We start from the raw sequence: 478 nt of genomic DNA on the forward strand, positions 1-478 counted from the left end.
GTTTTTGGCTGGAGAACAAGTCAAGAAAGGGGGCAGTTTGAACAATGGCTTGAAGGACCAGATAAAAGCCCTAGAATGGGTGCAGAAACATATTGGCAAGGTACGTTGCTTGTATTGCTTGTATCCTCTTTTGGTTAGCAGTATGTATTGACTGACTTTTCCAGTTTGGAGGTGATCCAAACCATGTTGTCCTGGGTGGGGCCAGTGCAGGCGCTGCTTCCATAACCCTCCTTCTGTCGGCCTACGGTGGAAGGGACAATGGTCTATTTCATGCCGCTGCAGCGGAGTCGCAGAGCTTTGCCAACATGCGCATTACAAGCCAGAGTCAGTTTTCGTACGACAACCTGGTTATCCGGACTGGCTGTGCTAGTGACCATGATACCCTGACATGTCTACGCAACTTGGACAGCGCTGAACTCCAGCGCGAGAACATCAACACTCCCCTTCCCGAAGCTCAAGAATCTCCCCTGTATATGTA

Annotated in this window: 1 pseudogene; it reads left to right on the plus strand. The window is 50.0% G+C overall.

From position 1 onward, the window contains the following. Positions 1 to 173 precede the first annotated feature (173 nt). A pseudogene (locus JS756_RS39040) lies at positions 174 to 478 on the plus strand (carboxylesterase family protein); the annotation flags it as partial.

Origin of the sequence: Streptomyces actuosus (assembly GCF_016921115.1) — a bacterium.
Taxonomy (GTDB): domain Bacteria; phylum Actinomycetota; class Actinomycetes; order Streptomycetales; family Streptomycetaceae; genus Streptomyces; species Streptomyces actuosus_A.